The organism is Massilia eurypsychrophila (assembly GCF_002760655.1).
In the GTDB taxonomy this organism is placed as follows: Bacteria; Pseudomonadota; Gammaproteobacteria; order Burkholderiales; family Burkholderiaceae_D; genus JAFCUW01.
In genome coordinates, this window is sequence record NZ_PDOC01000027.1 from 20,182 (window position 1) to 37,916 (window position 17,735).

The 17,735-nt window shown below is 66.3% G+C and carries 11 protein-coding genes; 4 read left to right on the forward strand and 7 right to left on the reverse strand.

What is annotated here, in order from left to right:
• Window positions 1-11: 11 nt before the first annotated feature.
• Together CR105_RS24325 and CR105_RS24330 are read left to right on the forward strand one after the other, a co-directional pair.
• A complete protein-coding gene (locus CR105_RS24325; protein WP_099793077.1) occupies window positions 12-1,667 on the forward strand; it encodes an alpha-amylase family glycosyl hydrolase in 1,656 nt (551 codons plus the stop codon).
• A 153-nt stretch (window positions 1,668-1,820) separates the two neighbouring features.
• Entirely contained in the window at window positions 1,821-3,668 is a 1,848-nt protein-coding gene (locus CR105_RS24330; RefSeq protein ID WP_099793079.1) for a glucokinase, read from the forward strand.
• On the opposite strand, the gene CR105_RS24335 is transcribed toward CR105_RS24330, so the two are convergent.
• Window positions 3,669-6,386: an alpha-1,6-glucosidase domain-containing protein gene (locus CR105_RS24335; RefSeq protein ID WP_099793081.1), complete on the reverse strand. Its 2,718-nt coding sequence runs from the start codon at window positions 6,384-6,386 to the stop codon at window positions 3,669-3,671.
• A 1-nt stretch (window position 6,387) separates the two neighbouring features.
• On the reverse strand, window positions 6,388-7,929 hold the full coding sequence (locus CR105_RS24340; RefSeq protein ID WP_099793130.1) for a POT-type proton-dependent oligopeptide transporter: 1,542 nt from the start codon (window positions 7,927-7,929) through the stop codon (window positions 6,388-6,390).
• Window positions 7,930-8,246: 317 nt separating this feature from the next.
• On the opposite strand from CR105_RS24340, the gene CR105_RS24345 reads away from it, so the two are divergent.
• Together CR105_RS24345 and CR105_RS24350 are read left to right on the forward strand one after the other, a co-directional pair.
• On the forward strand, window positions 8,247-9,869 hold the full coding sequence (locus tag CR105_RS24345) for an alpha-amylase family glycosyl hydrolase (protein ID WP_099793083.1): 1,623 nt from the start codon (window positions 8,247-8,249) through the stop codon (window positions 9,867-9,869).
• Entirely contained in the window at window positions 9,866-11,722 is a 1,857-nt protein-coding gene (locus tag CR105_RS24350) for a glucokinase (RefSeq protein ID WP_099793086.1), read from the forward strand. Before CR105_RS24345 ends, CR105_RS24350 begins: the two co-directional genes overlap by 4 nt.
• A 152-nt stretch (window positions 11,723-11,874) precedes the next feature.
• Here CR105_RS24350 and CR105_RS29115 read toward each other — a convergent pair whose 3' ends face one another.
• From CR105_RS29115 to CR105_RS24375, 5 genes are all read right to left on the reverse strand, one after another.
• A complete protein-coding gene (locus tag CR105_RS29115) occupies window positions 11,875-12,351 on the reverse strand; it encodes a hypothetical protein (protein WP_229414107.1) in 477 nt (158 codons plus the stop codon).
• A gap of 136 nt (window positions 12,352-12,487) precedes the next feature.
• A complete protein-coding gene (locus CR105_RS24360; protein ID WP_099793088.1) occupies window positions 12,488-14,518 on the reverse strand; it encodes a S9 family peptidase in 2,031 nt (676 codons plus the stop codon).
• 26 nt (window positions 14,519-14,544) lie between these two features.
• Window positions 14,545-16,386 carry a hypothetical protein gene (locus tag CR105_RS24365; protein WP_099793090.1) on the reverse strand — a complete coding sequence of 614 codons (1,842 nt, stop codon included), beginning with the start codon at window positions 16,384-16,386 and terminating at the stop codon, window positions 14,545-14,547.
• A 9-nt stretch (window positions 16,387-16,395) separates the two neighbouring features.
• Window positions 16,396-17,319, reverse strand: coding sequence for an ABC transporter ATP-binding protein (locus CR105_RS24370; RefSeq protein WP_099793092.1), 924 nt, complete (start codon window positions 17,317-17,319; stop codon window positions 16,396-16,398).
• Entirely contained in the window at window positions 17,319-17,729 is a 411-nt protein-coding gene (locus CR105_RS24375; RefSeq protein WP_099793094.1) for a GntR family transcriptional regulator, read from the reverse strand. The genes CR105_RS24370 and CR105_RS24375 overlap by 1 nt, the downstream gene beginning before the upstream one ends.
• Window positions 17,730-17,735 lie beyond the last annotated feature (6 nt).

Consider the following 17,735-nt stretch of genomic DNA (forward strand, 5'->3'; position numbering starts at 1 on the left):
GAACCCAACGCATGAAGTTATCCGTCCTTGCCGTATCCGTCGCCCTCGTCGTTGGTGCAGCCGCCACTCCGGCGCTGGCAAAGCAGCCGTTCTCGTGGAATAACGCCACCATCTATTTCCTGATGACGGACCGCTTCAACAACGGCAACCCGGCAAACGATCATGCGTACGGCCGCAAGGACGATGCGGCGCCACTGCGCGGCTACATGGGCGGCGACCTGGCCGGCGTCACCGCCAAAATCAGGGAAGGGTACTTCCGTGACCTTGGCGTCGACGCCATCTGGATCACCCCGCCGGTCGAGCAGATTCACGCCGGCACCGACGAAGGCACCGGCAAGTCGTACGGCTTTCACGGCTACTGGGCCAAGGACTTCACCAGCATCGACGCCAGCCTCGGCACCGAGGCGGACATGCGCGAACTGGTCGACACCGCGCACGCCAACGGCATCCGCGTGCTGCTCGACGTGGTAATGAACCATACGGGACCGGTGACCAGCGAAGACCCTGCGTGGCCGGCCGACTGGGTGCGCACCGGCCCCGCCTGTACCTACAAGGACGCCGCCACCACCATCGACTGCACGCTGGTGGCCAACCTGCCCGATATCCGCACCGGCAGCAACGCCGCGGTCAGGCTGCCGCCCGCGCTGGCGGCGAAGTGGAAGGCGGAAGGGCGCTACCAGCGCGAAGTCAAAGAGATCGACGACTTTTTCAAGCGCACCGGTTACCCGCGCGCGCCGCGCTACTACCTGATCAAGTGGCACGCCGACTGGGTGCGCAAGTACGGCTTCGACGGCTTTCGCGCCGACACCGCCAAGCACACCGAGGCGCGCATCTGGAAGGAGCTCAAACAGGTCGCCGGCGCCGCGCACGAAGAGTGGAAGCGCGCCAATCCGGCCAAGCGACTCGGCAACGACAAGTTCTTCATGACGGCCGAAGTCTACAACTACGCGATCCAGCATGGCCGCAAGTTCGACATGGGCGGCGGCCAAACGGTCGACTTCTTCGAGAACGGCTTCGACAGCCTGATCAACTTCAGCATGAAGGAAGACGCACAGAAGGGCGCCGAGGCGCTGTTCTCCAGCTATTCGGCCGCGCTGAACGGACCGCTGGCCGGCTACTCGGTGCTCAATTACGTCAGCTCGCATGACGACGGCTCGCCGTTCGACCCCTTGCGCACGCGGCCCTTCGAGGCCGCCACCAAGCTGATGCTCGCTCCGGGCGCCGCGCAGATTTATTACGGCGACGAGACCGCACGCCTGCTGCGCTTTGACGGCGCCGAGGGCGACGCCAAGCTGCGCAGCTTCATGAACTGGGACGACCTGGCGAAAAACGCGCAGCGCGCCGGCTACCGCGTGGCCGATGTGCGCGACCACTGGGCCAGGCTGGGACAGTTCCGACGCGCCCACCTTGCAGTCGGCGCCGGCGTGCACCAGATGATCCAGCACTCGCCTTACGTGTTCAAGCGAACCTACGACAAGCAGGGCGTGAGCGACAAGGTGGTGGTGGCGCTAGGCCTGGCGACAGACAAGCCGGCCAGCATTCCGGTGCGCGGTGTATTTGGCGATGGACAGACGGTGCGCGATGCCTATTCCGGCACCAGCGCGGTGGTCGCCGGCGGCATGGTGCAGTTCCCGGCGCAAAACGCCATCGTCCTCATTTCGCACTAGAAGCTTGAAGAAGTCTGACACTATGTGTCAGACCACGGTGATGGCCTAATAGTTCGGCGAAAGGGCGCCGATTGTGTGTTTTGATGTATTTCATTCAATAGGGTATGCTACGCGCCAACCGTGAAGCTTCACTCCGATGCCCCGTCAACTGCGATGATCAAAGACCTCGACTCCGAACAGAAATACAGCCGCACCGCCTATGCGGACGGGCCGCGCCTGCTGGCCGACATCGGCGCCACGCATGCGCGCTTCGCGCTTGAGACGGCGCCTGGCGTATTGCGCGCGGTGCGCGTGCTCAAGTGCGACGACTTCACCGGCATCGTGCCGCTGCTGCACTCCTACCTGGCCGATCATGCCGGCACGCGCATCAACCACGGCGCCTTTGCGCTGGCGAACCCGATCAGCGGCGACATGATCCGCATGACCAATCGCGACTGGCAGTTTTCGACCGATGAGGTGCGGCGCGAACTGGGCCTGAACACGCTGCTGATCGTCAACGACTTCACTGCGCTGGCGATGTCGCTGCCTGGTTTGTCGGGCCAGGACGTGATGCAGGTCGGCGGTGGCGCGCCGGCGGCGAACGCGGTGATTGGCGTGCTGGGGCCTGGCACCGGGCTTGGCGTATCGGGCGTGATCCCGACGCTGGACGGTTTCGTCACGCTCGGCAGCGAAGGCGGGCACGTCAACTTTGCGCCGGCCGACGAGCGCGAGTTCGCTATCCTGCAGTTTGCCTGGAAGGAGTGGCCGCACGTATCGAACGAGCGCCTGATCTCCGGTCCCGGCATGGAGATCATTTACCGCGCGCTGGCCGAGCGCAACGGCGTGGCGACGGCCGGGCGCAGTTCGCCCGACATCATCACCGGTGCTCTCGAGGAGCGCGACGGGCTGTGCCTCGAAGTGCTGGAGTGCTTCAGCGGCATGCTGGGCGGCGCCGCCGCCAACCTGGCGGTGACGCTGGGCGCCTTCGGCGGCGTGTTCATTGGCGGCGGCATCGTGCCGCGCATGGCCGAGTGGTTCGCGACGTCGCCGTTTCGCGCGCGCTTCGAAGCGAAGGGGCGCTTCACCGACTACCTGGCGCAGATCCCGACCTACGTCATCATGACGCCGAACCCGGCGTTCTATGGCGTGGCCACCATCCTGTCCGAACACCTGCGCGGGCGCAGCGGCGCCAACACGCTGATGGAGCGGGTGCAGCACCTGCAGCACGAGCTGTCGCCGGCGGAGCAGCGCGTCGCCACGCTGGTGCTGGAGCATCCGCGCAAGGTGCTCGGCGAGCCGATCGCCGAAATCGCGCGGCTGGCCGAAGTGAGCCAGCCCACCGTGATCCGCTTTTGCCGCTCGCTCGGCTTCCTGGGCCTGGCCGACTTCAAGCTTAAATTTGCCAGCAGCCTGACCGGCACGATCCCGGTGCGCCACAGCCAGGTGCGTGTCTCCGACAGCACTCACGACCTGTCGGCGAAGGTGATCGACAACACCGTGTCGGCGATCCTCAAGTTCCGCGACCAGCTCGATGTCGTGTCGATCGATCGCGCGATCTTGTTGCTGCGCGCGGCGAACCGCGTCGAGTTTTACGCGATGGGCAATTCGCGCGTCGTCGCGCTGGACGGGCAGCACAAGTTCTTCCGCTTCCGCATCCCGACGTCTGCGTATGGCGACTCGCACCTGTTCACGCTTGCCGCCGAACTGCTCAAGCCGGGCGACGTCGTCATCGCCATCTCGACATCGGGCGAGCTGCCGGAGCTGTTGGCCGCGGTCGACACCGCGCGCGCGGCCGGCGCCGACGTCATCGCCATCACCAGCAGCAAATCGGCGCTGGCGAAAAAGGCCAGCATCTGCCTGGCGGTCGATCACAGCGAAGACAGCACCACGTTCCTGTCAATGATCTCGCGCATTCTGCAGCTGCTGCTGATCGACATCATGTCGGTCGGGATCTCGCTCGCCGCGCCGGAAGAGGGCGAGCCGGACGCGCGGCGCCTGATGATTTCGCACCTGGACCTGTAACTACTGGACGAACACCACCGCAGTGCGCGCCGGGATGGTGAATACGCCCGCGGCGCTGTCATACGTGGCGGATTTCGCGCGCGGGTCGGCGCGGTGTGCCGGATGCAGGCGGTACCGCTTCGCCTTCTCCGCATCAACCGTGATCGTATGCGCGACCTTGTCGACGTTGATGAAGTAGCAGATGTCCTGGAACGCCGCGCCCGGATAGCCTTTGCCGTCGAGGTGGGCGGCGATCACGGTCGGCACCTGGCCAGGCCCGGTGTTGTGGAAGCGAAGGCGCCGTTCGATGTCGGCCGCGCTACGCAGCCGGAACAGCGACGAACTCGCGCGGATGGCGAGCAGGTCGCGGAAGACGTCGCGCGCAAAGGCGATGTCCGCCGGCGCCGGCTTGAGCGCCGGATTGGCCAGCAGCGGCAAGATCCACGCATAGTCCGCGCCGTTGTCGCCGGCGGGCGGCGCGCCGGTGCCGAAGTAGTTGTCCTGGTAGCTCCAGTCGACGCGGTTGAACCAGTCGCCTGAATTGAAGCTGTTGCGGTCGAGCGATTTCGAACGCAGCGTATCGACGCCGGCGTGGAAGTAAGCCACGCCCTGGCTGAAGGCGTTGATCGCCGCGCCGAGCATCTGCACGCGCGCGCGGTCGGCGCTGGAGGTCGCCAGCGGCAGCTTGAAGACGTTGATGTCGTACAGCGTCTGGTTGTCGTGGTTCTCGATGTAGTTGACCGCTTCGGCCGGTTCGCTGGCGTAGCCGGCGCTCTGGCCGTTGTAGTCGATATCCTCCAGGCGCCGGGTCGCCCCGTCATGGGTCACAAGTGGATAGCTGCGCACCGAGCCGGCAAGGCCGACCTTGACCATGTCGGATGCTCGGAGAAGATCGGCGGACGGCCGCGTGTCGGCCAGCGCATTCGGGTCGAACACCAGGCCGTTGATATAGCCCTGCAGCTTGAACAGCTTGTCGCCGGCATCGCTGGCGGCGCCGCCGCGCACGGCATCGCGCGCGCGGTCGCTGAAGGTGCCGATGCCGGACCCGTTCAGCGACAGCTGCGAAGCCTGCACGAAGCGCTTGCCGTCGGCCACTTCGCCGAAATTCCAGCCTTCCCCGATCAGCTGGACGTGGCGGCCGGCGGCGCGGTCGACCTGCCGCTGCAGTTGTTCCATCACGGCGCGCGGCTGGTGGCCCATCAGGTCGAAGCGGAACGAATCGATCCGGTAGTGCTTCGTCCACAGCACCGCCGAATCGATCATCAGCTTGCCCATCATGCGGTTTTCGGTGGCGGTGTTGTCGCAGCAGGTGGATCGCTCGACCACGCCGACGTCGTTGAGGCGATGGTAGTACCCCGGCACGATGCGGTCGAGCACCGACTTCTCGTCCTGGCCGGAGCGGAACGTATGGTTGTAGACGACGTCCATGCCGACGCGCAGGCCGATGCGGTGCAGGTTCATCACCATCTCGCGCGTTTCGACGATGCGGCGAGCACCGTCATGCGGGTCGCTGGCGTAGCTGCCTTCCGGCGCGTTGTAGTGGAAGGGATCGTAGCCCCAGTTGAAGCAGTCCGCATCGGCCTTGCGCATGACCAGCGCCTGCTGCTCCATGCCATCCGGCTTGCCGGCCACGGACTCTGCGCGGCAGCCGCTTTCCGGCACGCTGCCGATGTCGTAGACCGGCAGCAGGTGAACGTCGGTCAGGCCGGCGCGTGCCAGCGCCGCCAAATGCCGCATGCCGTTCGAGCCGGCTTCGCCGAAGGCGCCGTACTTGCCGCGGCTTGGCGCGCTGACGGTGGCGTCGTTGATGGAGAAGTCGCGCACGTGCAGTTCGTACACCACCATGTCGGTCTGCGCCTTGACGGCGTTCGGCGCCGCGCTTCGGTTCCAGCCGCGCGGTTTGAGCGCCGGCGAATCGAGGTCGGCAATATAGCTGCGCTTCGAATCGGTGGTGAGGCTGACGGAATATGGATCGGTGACCAGGTTGCGCACGATGCCGGCGCCGTCGACCGCGACGTCGACCAGGTAGGTGTAGTACTTGCCGGACAGGTCGGCCTGCGCCGCGGCGCTCCAGGTGCCCGAGCGCGGATCGCGCCGCATCGGCGCGATGGCGGCGGCGCGCGAACTGCCGCTGTCGTAGGTGCAGACGGCGACACGCTGGGCGGTCGGCGCCCACAGTGTGAAAGCGGTGCGGCGCTCGCCGACGCTGACCCCCAATTGTGCCGTGCCGGCCGCAGCGAACAGGTCGTCGAGCGCGCCGGCTGACTGGACGCGGGTAGCTGCGAGGACCTTGCCGTCTGCTCCTTCGCGCACCAGTATCAGTTGCTGGCGGTGCAGCGCGGGCAAGCGGGGCAGGTCGGCGGCCCTGACGGCGACGACGGCGCCGGCAGCCACATACTGAAAGCGCGCGGGCACGGCATCGGTGACGGCGTCGAGCGTCAGTGCGCCGTCAGCGCCGGTGACGACGGCGCCGGGCCTTGCGTTGATCGATCCGATGGCGGAGAAGTACAGCTTGAAGACGCCGGCGGCATCGATGCCCGGCCACTTGGCGAGGCGGCGGTCGAGCCAGACGGCGCGCGCCTCGAAGCGTTCGCCGGAGGCATGCAGGATGGTCTGGTGCGAACTGGCGTCGCATGCCGCCAGCGGAATGTCGGCCGCGGCGGCCGCAGCGGCTGCGGCGCACAGCAGCGCGCCGCAGCCCGCGACGACGACGCGGACCCGGCGCGCGCGGTTGACCATGTCAGACCCGATAGTTGTTGGTCATGCGGTAGCGGGTCGCATACCAGCCGAAGATGATGGCGGCAACCAGCGCGAACGCGGCGAAGAAATACATCTGAAAGGCGATGACGCCGATGCCGCTCTCGCTGATGTAGCCAACTACCGCGTCGTTCTTGACGCTCTTGTTGACGATCAGGACCCACAGACTGCCGACCGTGACGGCCAGGTACCACAGCGACATGATGGTGCCCTTCATCGACGGCGGCGCCTGGCTGTAGGCAAATTCGAGACCGGTGGCCGACACCAGCACTTCGCCCATCGTCAGGATCGCGTATGGCAGGATCTGCCACATCATCGACGTCGGCGTGCCGCCGTCCATCTGGCTCTGGATCATGCCGATGACAACCCACGCCAGCGCGGTGAAGACGATGCCGGCGGTCATGCGCCGCAGGGCGGTGACCTCGATGCCCATGCGGGCGATCGCCGGGAACAGCACCATGTTGTTAAACGGGATCAGGATCATCACCAGCAGCGGGTTCAATGCCTGCATCTGCGCCGGCAGGAACTTGAAGTCGCTGCCGAAGAAATTGAAGGTCGGCTGGACCATCGAGTTGGCCTGCACGATCCAGGTCGAGGCCTTCTGGTCGAACAGCGACCAGAAAGGCGTCACCAGGGCGAACACGATGAGGATGCGCAGCACGGCGCGCACGCCGTCGACCGCTTCGTCGGGGTGAGAGCCGCGCGCGCGTTCGAGCTGGATCGACGTGCCCCAGCCGCCGAACGCGATGACCAGCACCAGCGCGGTACAGGCGCTGATGACGAAACCCCACGACGGCGACATCGCCAGCGAGATCAGGGCGCCGACGGCGCCGACACTGGCGATGCCCAGGCCCCAACGGGTGCTGCCGGGTTTGTGCGCCAGCAGGGCCGTGCGCGACACGCGCATGAACGAGTGCGGGTTGGCCGGCGCCGGTGGGACGTGCACGTACTTGCGCTTGCCGAGCCAGAAAATGAAGGTGGCGATGAACATCAGGATGCCGGGAATGCCGAAGGCGACCGAAGGGCCGTAGCTCTTCAGGAAGTACGGCATCAGCAGCGAGGCGAAGAACGAGCCGAAGTTGATCATCCAGTAGAACGCGTCGAACACCTGCTTGGCGCGGTGCTTGTTGGTCTGGTCGAACTGGTCGCCGACGAACGAGGCCACCAGCGGCTTGATGCCGCCCGAGCCGAGCGCGATCAGGAACAGGCCGAAGTAAAAGCCATTGAGGTTGTCGTCGAACGCGGCCAGGCAGGCGTGGCCGGCGCAGTAGATGAGGCTCATCCAGAACACGGTATTGTATTTGCCGAAGAAGCGGTCGGCGATCCAGCCGCCCAGCAGCGGGAAGAAGTAGACCCCGATGACGAAGGTATGGAAGATGTGCTTCGCTTCACCGGCGCGGTCGGCCTCCGGCAGGAACATCAGCAAGGTGCTGATCAGGAACGGCGTGAGGATGTTGCGCATGCCGTAAAAGCTGAAACGCTCGCAGCCTTCGTTGGCGATGATGTAGGGGATCTGCCGGGGCATTTTCCCGGTGCCTTGCTTGCTTGCGGCCTGCGGATCGAGCGTAGCTTCCTGCGACATTGATGTCCCCTCAATTTTTAAATTAGACGCGATCCTAAGCTGAAGCCGCGTTACTGGCAACTGAATAATGCGCCGTCGAATAAAAACGCAAGAATAGATGTAGTTAAACTACCCAGAGTACCATCGAATTTTATTCGAATTCACCGTAACATCATGATCTTTAAACGTTTTGTTGGTTTATGGAGTCGGTGCGGCGGAATTGAAAAAACTGTTGGGCTGATGTATATTATGTACAAATTTTCACATCGATTTGGACGACCATGAACCTCCCAGACTCGCCGTGGTGGCGCGAAGCCATCATCTACCAGGTTTACCCACGCAGCTTCCTCGATACCACCGGCGACGGCGTGGGCGACCTGCCCGGTATCACGGCCAAACTCGATTACATCGCGGCCCTGGGCGTCGACATCGTGTGGATTTCGCCGTTCTTCAAGTCGCCGATGAAGGACTTCGGCTACGACGTGTCGGACTACTGCGACGTCGATCCGCTGTTTGGCACACTGGCCGATTTCGATCAGCTGATCGCCAAGGCGCACGACCTGGGACTGAAGATCATGATCGACCAGGTGCTGTCGCACACGGCGGAGGAGCACCCGTGGTTTGCCGAAAGCCGCAGGAGCGGCGACAATCCGAAGGCCGACTGGTACGTGTGGGCCGATCCGCGCCCGGACGGTAACCCGCCCAATAACTGGCTGTCGGTGTTCGGCGGTTCGTCGTGGCAGTGGGACAGCCGGCGCAAGCAGTACTTCCTGCATAACTTCCTGGCCAGCCAGCCGGACATGAACTTCCACAATCCCGACGTGCAGCAGGCGCACCTCGACAACCTGCGCTTCTGGCTGGCGCGCGGCGTCGACGGCGTGCGCATGGACGCCTGTAATTTCCACTTCCACGATCCTGAACTGCGCAGCAATCCACCGGCGCTCACGCGCGACACGGCCACCGTCACCGACGTCAATCCGTACGGCATGCAGGCACACGTGTACGACAAGACGCGCCCGGAGAACATCGACTACCTGAAGAAAATTCGCACGCTGCTCGACGAATTCGGCGCTATCGCGATCGGTGAAGTGGGCGCCGACGACGCGCTGGCGGTGATGGCCGACTACACCGCCGACGGCGACAAGCTGCACCTGGCGTACAGCTTCAATTTGCTGACGCCCGAATTCTCGGCGCGGCACATCCGCACCCAGGTCGAGCAGTTCGAAGCGCGCGTCAAGGGCGGCTGGGCTTCCTGGTCGGTCGGTAATCACGACAGCGTGCGCGTGATGACGCGCTGGGGCGGCCCCAAACCTTCGCCAGCGCTGGCGAAGGTGGTGCTGGCCATGCAGCTCTCGCTGAAGGGCACGCCTTGCCTGTACCAGGGCGACGAGCTGGCGCTGACCGAAGCGGACGTGCCATACGACCTGCTGCAGGACCCGTACGGCATCACCTTCTGGCCCGAGTTCAAGGGCCGCGACGGCTGCCGCACGCCGATGCCGTGGACTGCCGACACACCGAATGCCGGCTTCACTACCGGCACACCGTGGCTGCCGGTCGATCCGGCGCACCTCGCGCAAGCGGCATCACGCCAGGAAGCCGATCCCGATTCGACCCTGAATGCGGCGCGCCGCCTGATCGCATGGCGCCGCGGCCAGCCGCAGCTGACGCGTGGCGACATCGTCTTCTTCGACGCGCCCGAACCGGTGCTGGCGCTGCGGCGCGACCTGGCCGGCCAACCGGGGCTGCTGGCGGTGTTCAATCTCGGTCCCGACACGGCCAGCTTCGACTGGCCTGAGGCGCAGGGCGCGACCGCGCTGTCGGGCCACGGCATGGATGGCGACGTCGCCGCCGGCGTGGTGACGCTGCCTCCGTTCGGCGCCTGGTTCGGCACTGCGCACGAATGAGCAGCGCCGCCGACACGACCAAGACCGGGCGCACCGCATTTGCCGACGGCCCGCGCCTGCTGGCCGATATCGGCGCGACCCACGCGCGCTTCGCGCTGCAGACGGCGCCCGGCGTGTTCGGCTCGGTGCGGGTGCTCAAGTGCTGCGACTTCGACGGCATTGTGCCGCTGCTGCGCTTCTACCTGGCCCCACATGCCGGCGTGACGCTCAATCATGCGGCGCTGGCGGTGGCCAATCCGGTGACGGGCGACCAGGTGCGCATGACCAATCGCGACTGGCAGTTTTCGACCGATGCGGTGCGCCGCGAGCTTGGCCTACAGACGCTGTTGATCGTCAATGATTTCACCGCGCTGGCGATGGCGCTGCCAAGCCTGAAAGCGGAAGACCTGATGCAGGTCGGCGGCGGCGTGGCGGCGGCGAACGCGGTGGTCGGCGTGCTTGGGCCGGGCACGGGGCTGGGCGTGTCGGGCGTGATTCCGACCGTCGACGGCTTCGTCACGCTTGGCAGCGAGGGTGGCCACGTCAACTTCGCGCCGGCCGACGAGCGCGAATTCGCCATCCTGCAGTACGCGTGGAAGGAGTGGCCGCACGTATCGAACGAGCGGCTCATTTCCGGGCCGGGGCTGGAGATCATCTACCGCGCGCTGGCGGAGCGTAACGGCTTGCAGGCGACAGGGCGCGGCGCGCCGGACATCATCAGCGGCGCGCTGGAGCAGGGCGATGCGCTGTGCCTCGAAGTGCTCGACTGCTTCTGCGGCATGCTGGGCGGCGCGGCGGCGAACCTGGCCGTGACGCTGGGCGCATTCGGCGGCGTGTTCATCGGCGGCGGCATCGTGCCGCGCATGGGCGAGTGGTTCGCCGGCTCGCCGTTTCGCGCCCGCTTCGAGGCGAAGGGACGCTTTACCGACTACCTGGCGCAGATTCCGACGTACGTGATCAGCGCCGACAATCCGGCCTTCTTCGGGGTGGCGACGATCTTGTCGGAGCACCTGCGCGGGCGCAGCGGCGCCAACACGCTGACCGAGCGGATCGGCCACCTGCAGCACGAACTGACGCCGGCCGAGCAGCGCGTGGCCAAGCTGGTGCTCGAGCAGCCGCGCCTTGTGCTGGGCGAGCCGATCGCCGACATCGCGCGGCTGGCCGAAGTGAGCCAACCGACCGTGATCCGTTTTTGCCGATCGCTGGGTTTTTTGGGACTGGCCGACTTCAAGCTGAAGTTCGCCAGCAGCCTGACCGGCGCCATCCCGGTGCGCCACAGCCAGGTGCGCAACAGCGACAGTACGCACGACCTGTCGGCCAAGGTGATCGACAACACGGTGTCGGCGATCCTGAAGTTCCGCGACCAGCTTGACGTGCGCTCGCTCGACCGCGCCATCGAGCTGGTGGCCCATGCCAAGCGGGTCGAGTTTTACGCGATGGGAAATTCGCGCGTGGTGGCGCTCGATGGCCAGCACAAGTTCTTTCGCTTCCGGATTCCGACCGCCGCGTATGGCGACTCGCACCTGTTCACGCTGGCGGCCGAACTGCTGAAGGCGGGCGACGTCGTGATCGCGATTTCGAATTCGGGACGGCTGCCCGATCTGCTGGCGGCGGTCGACGCGGCGCGCGCGGCCGGCGCCGACGTCATCGCCATTACCAGCAGCGGCTCGCCGCTGGCGAAGAAGGCGAGCGTGTGCCTGGCGGTCGACCATGCGGAAGACAGCACGACGTTCCTGTCGATGATTTCACGGATCTTGCAGCTGCTGCTGATCGACATTGTCTCGGTCGGCATTTCGATCGACGGACAGGCCGGGCAGCGCGATCCCGACGGCGAGGACCAGCGCAGATTGCTCATTTCGCACCTGGACAGCTAGGCAATAGCGCTTGGGGTTGGCGCCACCGGCCGAGGGAGGGGGCATCGCCATCGCGTTCCACGTACGACAGCGTTGTTTGTCATCGGCCAGCGGCAGAGGCAACAATAAGCGGCCGCGAGGCAGCGGCGTTGAGATGCCTCAATCGTGCCGGACTAGTTGGCGCTGATGCGCGCGAGCGGCTGCTTGTCCTTGCGCCATTGATCGAGCGTCATCGTCGTATCGGTCGCTGCGTCCTCGACCAGGATGTCGTTGCCGCTCTCGGCGACCAGGAAACTTTCCCAGCGGTGGGCGGCATCGGCGCCGTTCTCGACGAAGCTCAGCTGGAAGTAACGCTTGCCGTCGATCAGCTTCGGATTGGCATCGTATTCAATCAGCGCGCCGCGGACCTTGCCGCCGGACGATTTTTCGAGATGGCTGGACCATGCCTTCAATTCCGGCAAGGCCATCAGCGCAGCCATCGCCTGCTGCTTGCTGCGCGGCTGGGCGTCCGTTGTGGCCACCGCGGCCGCCGGCGCTACCGGTGCGGCGGGCTTGTCGCCGCGGCATCCGAAGATCGTCGCACTTACCGAAATGATAACGACCAGCCCCAGGAACTGTACTCGTTTTGACGGCGCATCTCGCTTTTGCATTGGGCTCACCCTGAATAGTATCGATCCATACTAAACGAAATATAGGTTTTCGGCAACATTTCTTAATCAAAAGCGATGCTCGCGTGCAATTCCGTTAAAACCGGAGCCAGCAACTGGTCTGACCCCGGATTTGCAACTAGCGTGCGAGGGCGCCGTGGGCGCGCATGGTTTGCTCGAGCAACCTGGCCAGCTCGGGGCTCGGCGCGGCGACGGCCGGCCCGCCCAGGTGCTGGTGCAACATGCGCTGCAGCAGGTACACGTAGGCCTGGCGCGTCAGCGGCTTGCGCGGATTGTGGCCTTCGTCCGGTTCCACCAGCAGGCTGACGGGCTTGCCGGCGCCTTGCAAGGTGGCGACGTAGTCGGTGACCGCGGCGATGCTGACCATCGTGTCCTTGCCGCCAGCTATGATGAGCAGGGGCTTGGTGAGCTTGCCGGCGTTGGCCGCAGGCGACGTGTCGGCGATGCGCTTCATCAGCGCGCTGTCGCCCAGGTCGACGCCGTAGTCGACCAGCTGCACGCCGAGCGGCAATTCGCCGGGACCGGCGGGATTGCCGGCGGCGCCGCGCATGGTCTTTTCGAAGTCAGGCGGCGGCGACAGCGCCATGCCGAACTGGAACAGGTCGGGGTTGTGCGTGAGCGCCAGCAAGGTCGAATAGCCGCCGAAGGAGTCGCCGATGATCGCCAGCCGTTGCGGGTCGCCAACGCCATTGGCGACCAGCCACTTGACGCCTTCGACGATGTCGGCCTGGGCGCGGCCGTTGCCGAACTCGCCCTTCGGCGCACGGATGTACTGTTCGCCATAGCCGGTCGATGCGCGGAAGTTGGGCTGGAACACGGCGAAGCCGCGGTTGACCAGCAGCTGCACCAGCGTCTGATAGCCGCCGTCGAAGGCCGCCCACGGGCCGCCGTGCACCATCGTCAGCAGAGGCAGGCGCGCTGCATCCTTGCCCGGCGGCAGGCTCAGGTAGCCGTGCACCAGCGCGCCGTCGGAGGCGCGGTAGTGCAGCGCAATCTTGGCGGCCAGCTGCTGCTCGGGCAAGGGCGTGCCGAGCGCGCGTTCCTGCTCGAGGATTGCACGGAAGCTGCGCAGCTTGCGGTCGTATAGCCAGAAGCGCTCCTGCGGCAGGCGCGCGCCGCGCTCGGTCAGCAGCCACTGCGCGGCGTCGTCGCTGGCGTCGATGCTGATGCTGGCGTCGGGAAAGCGCTTGTCGATATCGGCGCCGGCCTGGCGCGCGGCCGCGCTGAGGCCGTAATTGCGCCGGCGCGGCGCGTCATACACGGCAAACAGGGCGGCGCCGGTGCGTGGCGACAGCTTGACGTGGTCGAGGTCGGCCAGCGCCATCGGGTCGCCGTGCAACACGCGCTGCGGCTTGCCGGCCAGGTCCACCTGGACCAGGCGCTTGCGCTCGTCGCTGCTGAGGAGCATCGTCAGCGCGCGGCCGTCGGCGGAGGCGGACACCAGCTCGCATGCACGCATGCGCTTGCATTGCGTGGCCGCCACCCACTTGCCATCTTGCCGGCGGGCGACGCGCTGGACGTAATCGGCGTCGAGCGTGCGGATGAAGCTGAGCTGGCCCTTGTCGTCCTGCAGGAAGTCGAGCAGCTTGTCGCCTTCGTACAGCACCTCGCGCGCACCGTCGGCGCCGATGCGGGCGATGCGGTGGCGCTTAGCGAGCTCGTCGTAATCTTCCACCAGCGCGCTCTGCGGCCGGGAAGTGTCGACGCGGACGAATTGCTGCTGCAGCTTGCGCTCGAAGGCGGCGATCCTGACGCTGGCGCCGTCCTTCACTTGCAACAGCGACAAGGCGTCGCCGCTGTCGACGAACAGCGCCTGGCCGTCGGCGGACCAGTGCAGCTGCGCCCGGCCGAGATCGGCGAGCAGCTGTCTTTTTTCCTGCGTGACGACGTTCATCAGTTTCAGGCTGGCGCCCTTGTCGGTCGACTCGAGGTAGGCGACCCAGGCGCCATCGGGCGACAGCTTTACTTCTCGCAACCGCGAGCGGCGGCTGAAGTCGTCATCGCCGATGCGCGGCGCGGCCGGCAAGGCCAGGTTGCGCGCGGCGATCTGTTTTAGCGAGCGCGTTTCCAGCGACGCGGGCGCGGCCTGGGCAGCCGATACGAGAACGAGTAGCGCGATGCATGCGCAGGACAGTTGTGGCAGGGACATGTTGACTCCAGGGGTGACGAAAAAGTTCAGGCGGCAGCGGGCGCCGGCGTGTGCTCGGCTGCCAGGCGCGGCGGGCGCGATTGCAGCTCCATCAGGCAGGCGAGCGCGGGCGGCCCGATCAGCAGGACGGCGGCGATCCAGCCGGCCTTGCGGCGCCGCGTTGCCGCCACTGGCCGCAGCCACCACCAGGCGGCGCCAGCCGCCAGCAGCGCGCCGAGCAACGCGGCGGCGAGCACCGGCCACGGGCGCGGGCGCAGCAGCGGCTTGACGTACGACGTCAAGCCTTTGTCGAGCACGATGCCCTTGTCGAGCAGCACGTCGGGCAGCGCAACAGCGGTGTGCAGCAGCGGCGACAGCCACCAGTCCTTGTGCTCGAACAGCAGCGAGAAGTCGTGCGCCAGCGGGCGCCGTGCCACCACTTCGGCATGGCCGGCGGCGTCGACGAACAGCACCGCCTGGGTCGAACCGGACTCGCCATTGACCATGTTGCGGCCGGGATTGAAGGACAGCAGCGTGCCGTCGAGCAGGGTGGCGATGTCGACGCGGTCGAGATCGCTCACTGGCCCCGGCAGGGCGACGCTGAACAGCTCAGTGGGCAGGACGTCGGCGTCGGCCGGTTTGGCATACGCGATCAGCCGCTCGTTGGTCAGCACGTAGATCCGCGCGCCGATCTGCTTGGCACCGCCGGCCAGCGTTTCCGGCGCCTTCAGGTCGACCAGCTTGCGCAGTTTCTGCGTGTGCGGCGCAATGGCGTAGTACTGTTGCGGCGTCATCAGGCCGCGTTCTGCCAGCATCGGCACGGCCGCGAACGGGGTAGTGTCGCCGACGCCGTTCGCACCCATCCAGCCGCGGTGGGCGGCGGTGTAGACGTCGCGGCCGCGGAACAACATCGCATCGTGGCTGAAGCTCCAGAGAATATTCTGCTTCGGGTCCGTCCAGACCAGCTGGCCCTTGTTGACGGCCTGGTTGCGCAGCGGGAACTGGCGCTCGGCCGGTTCGATGTCCGCCACGTCGAGCAACGGTATCTGACGGCGCCATTGGGGCGCGCGCTGATCGTTCGACGCCGCCAGGCCCGTGAGGAAAGCGGTGCGGCCGTCGGCGCGGGTCAGCTCGGTGAAGGCGCCGGCCGGCGGCATGGCACGGTTGAGCGGGTGGACGTCGGCCGCCATCTGGACGAACTGGTAGGCGACCGAGCCACCGACGGCGATGGCAAGGTAGAACCCGAACAGCAGCGGCAGCGAGGTGGCCAGCAAGGCGGCGCCAGTGGCGGGTGGGGCGGTGCGGTCCGGCTTGAAAGCGCCGTACACGGTGAACGCCAGCAGGGCCGTGCACAGCAGCGCCGGCAGCAACATCACGACGCCGTTCGCCAGGTGGGCAAGCATCAGGTAGGGCAGCACCAGGATAACGATCGCGCTGCGACTGCCGTTGATGACGACGAAGGCGCCCGCCAGCCAGGCGATGATGGTCAGCAGCGCCACATGGACGACCAGCAGGTAGTGGCGCAGGTCGACCGCGCCACCGCCGAGGTGATGCTTGGCCAGCACGGTGATCAGCGCGGGCAGGCCGACCGCGAACAGGATCAGCGAGGTCGAGGCAAGGGCGATGGCGCCGAAGATGGCCGCGCGCGACAACGGCCGGTGCAGCAGCCACAGCCAGCGGCCGGGCTGGCGCCAGCTGGCGAACTGATACAGCGCGAAGCCGAACCCGCTCAGCAGGTAGAGCGCGAGCGCCAGCAGCTGCTTCTCCCACGCCATCTGCAGCACGTCGTCGATGCGGCTGACAAACAATTGCAGGCACAGGTGGACCGCGGAAAAGATCAGCGCGGCGTTGCGGAAGCGGCGGCATTCGGCCAGGAACAGTTGTTTCATCGGGACTCCTCAGGCGGCAGCCGCGATGGGCGCATTGGCAATGTGGCCGCGCGCCAGGAAGCCGTTGACGGCGCGCTCCAGGCTGACCGGCATGCTGTGGACGCTGCGCGCGCCCATCAGGCGCAGGCGGGCGCCGAAGTCGTCTGCCTGGTCGAAGACGATGAAGTGGGTCAGACCGTCGATCTGCTGGACCTGCAGCACGCCGGGCAAGTGGCTGCTGTCGGGTTGGCGGAATGGGAACTCGGCCACCCACAGCTGCACCCGCTCACAGAAATCGAAGGGCGGCGACATGTGGCGCAGGGCGCCGCGCTCGAGGATGATAAGGTTGTCAGCGACGCGTTCGATCTCTTCCATCTGGTGCGAGCAGAAGATGATGGTCGCGTCGGAGTCGATGCTTGCGGACATCAGGGCTTCGAGGAAGGCGCGGCGCGCGACGACATCGAGACCGAGGGTCGGTTCGTCGAGAATGAGCAACTCGGGACTCTGCGCCAGCGCCAGCGCCAGGTTGACGCCGGCGCGTTCGCCGCGCGAGAGCTGGGAGATCAGCTGCGCCGGGCCGACGTTGAAGTTGCGCACCACTTCGGCGTAGCGCGCCTGGTTCCACTGTGGATAGAGGCGGCGCTGCATCGCGGTCAGCTGGTCGACGCGCATCCAGCCGGGCAGCGTGTGTTCCTCGTTGACGAAGCCGATGCGACCGCGCAGGGCCGGCGTCAGGTGCGCGCTGTCGCAGCCGAGAATGCTGGCGCTGCTGGCGCTGCCGGCGGTGGGCGCCTGGAAGCCTAGCAGCACGCGGAACAGCGAGGACTTGCCGGCGCCGTTGGCGCCGACGATGGCGTGCACGCCGCTGCGCTCGACCGACAGCGTCAAGCGGTCGAGGGCGCGCTTGCCCTGATAGTGCAGGCTAAGGTTGCTGGTGACGATAACGTGGTGCATCAGGCGCTCTTTTTCGGCAGGCACAGGTCGAGCTCGACGGCGACGCGGTCGAGGACGGTGGAGGCCGGATAGTCGAGGCCGATGATGTCGCCGGCGAAGCGTTGCACCGCGTCATCGAGGCGGCGCGCGCGTTCGTCGTCGGAGAGCCGCTGGCGCGGGATCGCGACGAACAGGCCGAGGCCGGCGCGCGCGTCGAGCCAGCCTTCGGTGGTCAGCTCGGTATAGGCCTTGGCGACGGTATTCGGGTTGACGGCCAGCTGCTGGGCCAGGCCGCGCACGCTCGGCAGCGCGGCGCCGACGGGCAATTCGCCGCTGGCGATCAGGCGCCGCACGCCATCGACGATCTGGCGATTGATCGGGCGCGGGTCGCCGGTGACGACTTGCAACATCAAAGGAACGCGACGGCTCATGTTGGA

Excerpts from the sequence above, each read along its gene's own strand:
- CR105_RS24345 (WP_099793083.1), top strand. The coding sequence starts at position 8,247 with ATGAACCTCCCAGACTCGCCGTGGTGGCGCGAAGCCATCATCTACCAG.
- CR105_RS24325 (WP_099793077.1), top strand. The coding sequence starts at position 12 with ATGAAGTTATCCGTCCTTGCCGTATCCGTCGCCCTCGTCGTTGGTGCA.
- CR105_RS24330 (WP_099793079.1), top strand. The coding sequence starts at position 1,821 with ATGATCAAAGACCTCGACTCCGAACAGAAATACAGCCGCACCGCCTAT.
- CR105_RS24365 (WP_099793090.1), bottom strand. The coding sequence starts at position 16,386 with ATGAAACAACTGTTCCTGGCCGAATGCCGCCGCTTCCGCAACGCCGCG.
- CR105_RS24370 (WP_099793092.1), bottom strand. The coding sequence starts at position 17,319 with ATGCACCACGTTATCGTCACCAGCAACCTTAGCCTGCACTATCAGGGC.
- CR105_RS24375 (WP_099793094.1), bottom strand. The coding sequence starts at position 17,729 with ATGAGCCGTCGCGTTCCTTTGATGTTGCAAGTCGTCACCGGCGACCCG.
- CR105_RS29115 (WP_229414107.1), bottom strand. The coding sequence starts at position 12,351 with ATGCAAAAGCGAGATGCGCCGTCAAAACGAGTACAGTTCCTGGGGCTG.
- CR105_RS24335 (WP_099793081.1), bottom strand. The coding sequence starts at position 6,386 with ATGGTCAACCGCGCGCGCCGGGTCCGCGTCGTCGTCGCGGGCTGCGGC.
- CR105_RS24360 (WP_099793088.1), bottom strand. The coding sequence starts at position 14,518 with ATGTCCCTGCCACAACTGTCCTGCGCATGCATCGCGCTACTCGTTCTC.
- CR105_RS24350 (WP_099793086.1), top strand. The coding sequence starts at position 9,866 with ATGAGCAGCGCCGCCGACACGACCAAGACCGGGCGCACCGCATTTGCC.
- CR105_RS24340 (WP_099793130.1), bottom strand. The coding sequence starts at position 7,929 with ATGCCCCGGCAGATCCCCTACATCATCGCCAACGAAGGCTGCGAGCGT.